The organism is Brunnivagina elsteri CCALA 953 (genome assembly GCF_002289455.1).
Taxonomy (GTDB): domain Bacteria; phylum Cyanobacteriota; class Cyanobacteriia; order Cyanobacteriales; family Nostocaceae; genus Brunnivagina; species Brunnivagina elsteri.
This window is the reverse complement of the sequence record NZ_NTFS01000363.1, coordinates 1-6,659: the sequence shown is the minus strand read 5'-3', so window position 1 is coordinate 6,659 and position 6,659 is coordinate 1. Positions and strand designations below refer to the sequence as shown.

General features: G+C 41.0%; 5 protein-coding genes. All 5 read left to right on the top strand.

What is annotated here, in order from left to right; genetic code table 11:
• Positions 1-147 precede the first annotated feature (147 nt).
• The 5 genes from kdpA to CK510_RS23820 all read left to right on the top strand — a co-directional run bounded on the left by kdpA (position 148) and on the right by CK510_RS23820 (position 6,479).
• Complete coding sequence (kdpA, locus tag CK510_RS23840) at positions 148-1,833, top strand: potassium-transporting ATPase subunit KdpA (RefSeq protein WP_095724044.1); 1,686 nt, start codon at positions 148-150, stop codon at positions 1,831-1,833.
• A gap of 172 nt (positions 1,834-2,005) precedes the next feature.
• Positions 2,006-4,111, top strand: coding sequence for a potassium-transporting ATPase subunit KdpB (kdpB, locus tag CK510_RS23835; protein WP_095724043.1), 2,106 nt, complete (start codon positions 2,006-2,008; stop codon positions 4,109-4,111).
• A gap of 159 nt (positions 4,112-4,270) precedes the next feature.
• Positions 4,271-4,492 (top strand): potassium-transporting ATPase subunit F, encoded by a 222-nt coding sequence (locus CK510_RS23830; RefSeq protein WP_095724042.1) that lies wholly within the window; start codon positions 4,271-4,273, stop codon positions 4,490-4,492.
• A 73-nt stretch (positions 4,493-4,565) separates the two neighbouring features.
• Positions 4,566-5,165, top strand: coding sequence for a K(+)-transporting ATPase subunit C (gene kdpC / locus CK510_RS23825; protein ID WP_095724041.1), 600 nt, complete (start codon positions 4,566-4,568; stop codon positions 5,163-5,165).
• A gap of 168 nt (positions 5,166-5,333) precedes the next feature.
• Positions 5,334-6,479 carry an anhydro-N-acetylmuramic acid kinase gene (locus CK510_RS23820; RefSeq protein WP_095724040.1) on the top strand — a complete coding sequence of 382 codons (1,146 nt, stop codon included), beginning with the start codon at positions 5,334-5,336 and terminating at the stop codon, positions 6,477-6,479.
• Positions 6,480-6,659 lie beyond the last annotated feature (180 nt).

The window sequence follows — 6,659 nt, the reverse complement described above, 5'->3', positions numbered from 1 at the left end:
AGAGTAAGAGGAAGTCGCCAAGGATTTGAGATTACCGTAAGATTTTTCTGTGGAAATTAAAATAATAGTGCGATCGCGGCTATAATTCTTTGCTGCACCGACTTTTAAGTATATCCATTTCCATCTATGTAATTTTAACTAAAATAAATGCTACAAGGATTTTTGCAAATAGCTTTAACACTCGCGATCGTTATTGCCATTACCCCCTTTTTAGGGAAATATATGGCACGGGTATTCATGGGGCAAAGAACAATTCTCGACCCAATTCTTAACCCTTGTGAACGTATCATTTACGCTGTGGGGGGTATTGCCCATCGTGAGAATATGACGGTGGGGCAGTACCTGGGGGCAGTGGTTTTCAGCAACATGTTTATGGGTGGATTTGCCTATCTAATTTTAATCAGCCAGGGTTTTTTACCTTTGAACCCGAATAAGTTGGGGGCATTAAGATGGGATACGGCATTACATACGACAATTTCGTTTCTGACTAATACGGATCAACAACATTATTCAGGTGAAACCGCGTTAAGTTACCTAAGTCAAACTGCGGCATTAACATTTTTGATGTTTGCTTCTGCGGGAACGGGTTTAGCTGTGGGGATTGCCTTTATTCGGGGGTTGACGGGTAAACCTTTGGGTAATTTTTATGTTGATTTGACCCGTGGAATTACGCGAATATTACTGCCACTTTCCATTGTCGGCGCGATCGCACTTCTAAGTCTGGGAGTACCGCAAACATTTGCACCGACATTGGAACTGAAAACTCTGGAAGGTTCGACCCAATATATAGCTAGGGGACCAGTTGCATCGTTTGAGATGATTAAACAATTGGGGGAAAATGGCGGTGGTTTTTTTGGTGCGAATTCCGCACATCCCTATGAAAATCCCAATGCTTTATCGAATTTGATTGAAATCATTGCAATGGTTTCGATACCATCAGGGTTGATTTATACCTATGGGGTGTTTGCAGGTAATATCAAACAAGCTTGGCTGCTTTTCTGGATGGTATTTACTATTTTTGTGGTACTAGTAATCTTTGCTGCCATTGGTGAATATCAGGGAAATCCCCTGGTAAATAATATTATTGGGCAGGAAGCTATTAATCTTGAAGGTAAAGAAGTTCGCTTTGGTTGGGCACAAACCACCTTATGGGCAGTGATGACAACTGCAACGATGTGTGGTGCAGTGAATGGGATGCATGACTCATTAATGCCCCCAGGTGGATTTACAACATTATTAAATATGTTCCTACAAATAGTATGGGGTGGACAAGGAACGGGAACAGCATATTTATTTATCTTCTTGATTTTGACCGTATTCCTGACTGGATTAATGGTGGGAAGGACACCAGAATTTTTGGGACGCAAAATTGAAAAACGTGAAATTGTCCTTGCCAGTGTAATTTTGTTAATTCACCCCATTGCCGTATTATTGCCTAGTGCCATAACACTTGCCTTTCCCAAGACACTTGCCGGAATTAGTAACCCAGGATTTCATGCGATCGCACAAGTTGTATATGAATATGCTTCAGCCAGCGCTAACAATGGTTCGGGTTTTGAGGGTTTAAATGATAATACCCTGTGGTGGAACCTCAGCACAGCCTTGAGCATCCTCCTGGGACGTTATGTACCAATTATTGCTATTTTATTACTTGCTGATAGTATGGCAAAAAAACAACCAGTTCCCGAAACCCCCGGTACATTAAGAACTGACTCATCCCTATTTATCTCCGTGACCGCAGGTGTTATTCTCATACTCGGAGTTTTAACCTTCTTCCCAGTTTTAGCACTAGGACCAATCGCTGAAGGCTTTAAACTAGCTGGGGGATATTAAATAATAAACAAACAGACGCGATATATCGCTACATTCCCAATCCCAATCCCCTAATTCCTATATTCTAATTCCTAATTGTCGTACAGACGACCCGGTGGGTCGTCTCTCCCAATTCCCAATTCCTAATTCCCAATTCCTAATTCCTAATTCCTAACTCTTAATTCTTATTTTTATGATTGGCTCAATTAACACACCACCATCGCGCCGTCCACGCAATCGACCGAGCGATCGCCGTCAATCCCGCAAACAATCCAAAGCCATTCCTAAAGGACTTTACACTCGTGCCATCAAAGATGCCTTTGTCAAACTAAATCCCAAAGCAGCTATCCGCAATCCTGTGATGTTCCTGGTATGGATGGGCACAATAATTACCTTAATGGTGACTATCGATCCCTATTTATTTGGTCCCGTTTCTGGTCAAAACCTGCAACTTTTCAACGGATTAATTACCGCTATCCTATTTTTTACCGTACTATTCGCCAACTTTGCCGAAGCTGTTGCGGAAGGACGGGGAAAAGCCCAAGCAGATGCCCTTAGGTCAACAAAATCGGAAACCATCGCCAAAAAACTTGCTCCGGATGGTTCAATCAGCGAAGTATCTTCTACAACCCTCCGACAAGGCGATACAGTCTATGTCAGCGCTGGTGATATTATCCCTGGGGATGGGGAAGTCACAATGGGAGTTGCGAGCGTCGATGAATCGGCTATTACTGGTGAATCTGCCCCGGTTTTAAAGGAATCTGGTTCTGATGTCGGCAGTTCCGTAACGGGGGGTACACGCATTATCTCCGATGAATTGATTATCCGCATTACATCTGACCCCGGCAAAGGCTTTATCGATCGCATGATTGCTTTAGTAGAAGGTGCAGAACGCAGCAAAACCCCCAATGAAATCGCTTTGACTGTGCTATTAGCGGTTCTGTCACTGGTATTTATGATTGTAATTGTGACGTTGCCTGCATTTGCTTATTACGTCAACAGTCCCATTAGCGTCTCCGTACTAATTGCCTTATTAGTAGCATTAATCCCGACAACAATCGGTGGTTTACTTAGTTCTATTGGCATTGCTGGTATGGATAGAGTTGCCCAATTTAACGTCATAGCCACCTCTGGAAGGGCGGTAGAAGCTTGCGGTGATGTTAGTACACTGATTTTGGATAAAACCGGAACAATTACCCTTGGCAACCGATTAGCGGAGGAATTTTTACCAATTAATGGTCACGATATCCAAGAAATGGCGCAAGTTTCCCTTTGGGCAAGTATATTTGACGATACACCCGAAGGTAAATCAATAGTCCGTCTATCCGAACGCTTGGGGGCATTCATCGACTTTGACACCAACAACGTCGAAGGTATACAATTTTCTGCCAGGACTCGCATGAGCGGCACAAATTTACCCGATGGCAGAGAAGTGCGTAAAGGTGCTGTGGAAGCAATCAGAGGATTTGTACGTTCTCGAAACGGCTATGACTCCCCCGAACTCGATACCGCATATCAAAGAGTCTCCGAACAGGGAGGAACACCCCTTGCTGTTGCCTTGGATGGGGAAGTTTACGGTGTTATTTATCTTAAGGATATCGTCAAACCAGGAATAAGAGACCGTTTTGACCAACTACGACGTATGGGTGTACGTACTGTAATGTTGACAGGGGACAACCGGATTACCGCTTCAGTGATTGCCCGTGAAGCTGGGGTTGATGACTTTATTGCCGAAGCCACACCAGAAGATAAAATCGATGTGATTCAGCAGGAACAAGCACAGGGAAAACTTGTGGCAATGACAGGGGATGGTACAAATGACGCACCAGCACTTGCCCAAGCAAACGTCGGTGTGGCAATGAATACGGGCACACAGGCAGCAAAAGAAGCAGCAAATATGGTGGATTTAGATTCTGACCCCACCAAATTAATAGATATTGTGGGAATTGGCAAACAATTATTAATTACCCGTGGTGCTTTAACAACTTTTTCGATTGCGAATGACATTGCCAAGTACTTTGCAATTATTCCCGTATTATTTACATCTGCGAATTTGCAAGGTTTAAATATTATGCGTTTGACAAGTACAAATACTGCGGTATTATCGGCATTAATTTACAATGCTTTGATTATTCCTGTATTAATTCCTTTAGCATTAAAAGGAGTAAAGTTCAGACCACTAACAGCCAATCAATTATTGCAACGCAATATTTTAATTTACGGTTTAGGAGGGATTATTGCGCCATTTCTAGCTATTAAAGTTATAGATATTATAATTACTGCGATTGGCTTTTTTTAATAGACTTATACCATTTTAATATGAAGATGCATAAAATAACCCCACCGCCTCTCAACCTCCCCTTAGCAAGGGGAGGTTGAGAGGAATCGAAATAATGTGCAACTTCACAAGTAATTGGTATTAGGTGCATAAATGTTGAATTGGAAAATATTTTTATTTATGAAAAAATTAAGATTAGGTTGGCAGAAATGGCGCAGAAAAAAGTTACTATTAATCATATTTTTAGGAATTAGTCTCAACATTATTTTTGCACCCATTGTTTACGCCAATATCGGAAAATTTGAGCCACGTCATACTTATGCGATCGCAGGTTTAAGCATAATCACCCTGGGAATCATCATTTATTTATTTGATGTCATATTCAGACCAGAAAAATATTAACATCGTAGAGTCGTCTAAATATAAATTAATAATTATTGTTAATTTCCTGCCCATTGCCCCTTTCCCCTAAATTATGTTAAAAAATATCCTGAAAGCGATTCGCCTAAGTTTAATATTGTGGCTACTAACAGCCGTAATATACCCATTATTAATATTTAGTGTTGGACAATTACCATTTCTCAGAGAAAAAGCAAACGGTAGCATAGTTGCTAACCTAGAAAATCAACCATACGGTTCAACATTAATCGGTCAACTATTCACATCCGATAAATACTTTCATCCTCGTCCCAGCACAATCCGCTACAGCCAAGGCAAGCAAGCAAGACCAACAGGTATATCTGGAGCTAGTAATCTGGCTCCTAGCAACCCAAAATTAATCAGTCGTACGCTAGAAACAGCGAATCAATTACGTGATGAAAATTTGCAAATTACAGCAGATTTAATCTACACCTCCGCTTCGGGTTTAGACCCTCATATTTCCATCAAATCAGCAAGAACTCAACTTGAAAGAGTTGCCCGTGCCCGTAATATCAAACAAGAGGAAATAATGCCATTAATAAGTCGATTTACTGATGGTAGGTTTTTGGGTATTTTTGGTGAACCCGGTGTCAATATTTTGAGATTGAATTACACCCTAGATTTGAATGAATTTAATCGGAAGCAAAATAACTAAAAATTATCAAGAATCAGAATATCTTATGGTAAGCAAGCTACAGAATTGAATTTTGTATTTATTTTTTCCTTATTTCGTAACTGCAAATACTTGACTAATAACCAATGACCAATAATTATTAATTAATCCAAAATCCAAAATCTAAAATCTAAAACCCAAAAACCTGTAATGATTCGCGTAATTGGTTTAATGAGCGGTACATCCGTTGATGGTATTGATGCTGCCTTAGTAGAAATTTATGGTCAAGATTTAGATATTCAAATCGAATTGATTGCCGCTAAAACCTATCCTTACCCAGATGAATTGCGAGAAAAAATTTTATCAGTATGTGCAAATGAAGCGATATCAATGCAGGAACTAGCCCAATTAGATGATGCGATCGCATTTGCTTTTGCTTCATCTGCCTTAAATATCCAAGCCAGTCACGAACCTGCAACTCTCATCGGTTCACATGGTCAAACTGTATACCATCGACCACCCACTCTTAATACCCTTGCCTATAGCCTCCAACTCGGTAGAGGTGCTTTAATTGCACAGCTAACTAATCTGACCACCATCAGTAATTTCCGTGCTGCTGATATCGCCGCAGGTGGTCAAGGTGCCCCATTAGTCCCACGTATTGATGCTGCATTACTAAGCCACCCCGAAGAATCACGATGTATTCAAAATATCGGTGGAATTGGTAATGTTACTTACTTACCTGCTCGACGTGATAACTGGTTAGAAAAGATACGTGGCTGGGACACTGGACCAGGGAACAGCTTGCTCGATTTAGCCGTACATCAATTAAGTAATGGTGCTAAAACATACGATGAAAATGGCGATTGGGCAGCAAGCGGAAATATTTGCCAAACCCTAGTAAAACAATGGCTCCAACACCAATATTTTCACACACCACCGCCAAAATCTACAGGAAGGGAATTATTTGGTGTTGATTACCTGCAACAATGCTTTCAAGATGCTGAAAAACATCAACTCACCCCAGCCGACTTTTTAGCAACCCTAACCGAACTGACAGCAGCATCAATAGTTGAAAATTATCGCCTATTTTTACCACAAATGCCCCAAAGAGTACTTTTATGTGGTGGTGGTACTCGCAATTTATACTTAAAAAGGAGATTACAAATATTACTTGACAAAGTACCAGTAACAACCACCGATGAAGTTGGTTTAAATGCCGATTTTAAAGAAGCGATCGCATTTGCAGTACTCGCTTATTGGCGACAAATGGGCAACCCTGGAAATCTACCATCCGCGACAGGTGCAAGTCAAGAAGTACAGTTGGGAGAAATTCACCAACCCAGCGCTGAGTAATACAGCCTATACTCAAAACGGCTAAAAAAATAAACCTCTGTCATACTGACGAAGCTAGACGAAAGACTTCCCGAAGGGTAGTAAGCTGTTCCGCATTTAAATCATATAATCCAAATTATTATAATTATTGTGGGGTGGGCATCCCTGCCTGCCCTAATATATAATTTAGGTGCTTTTTAG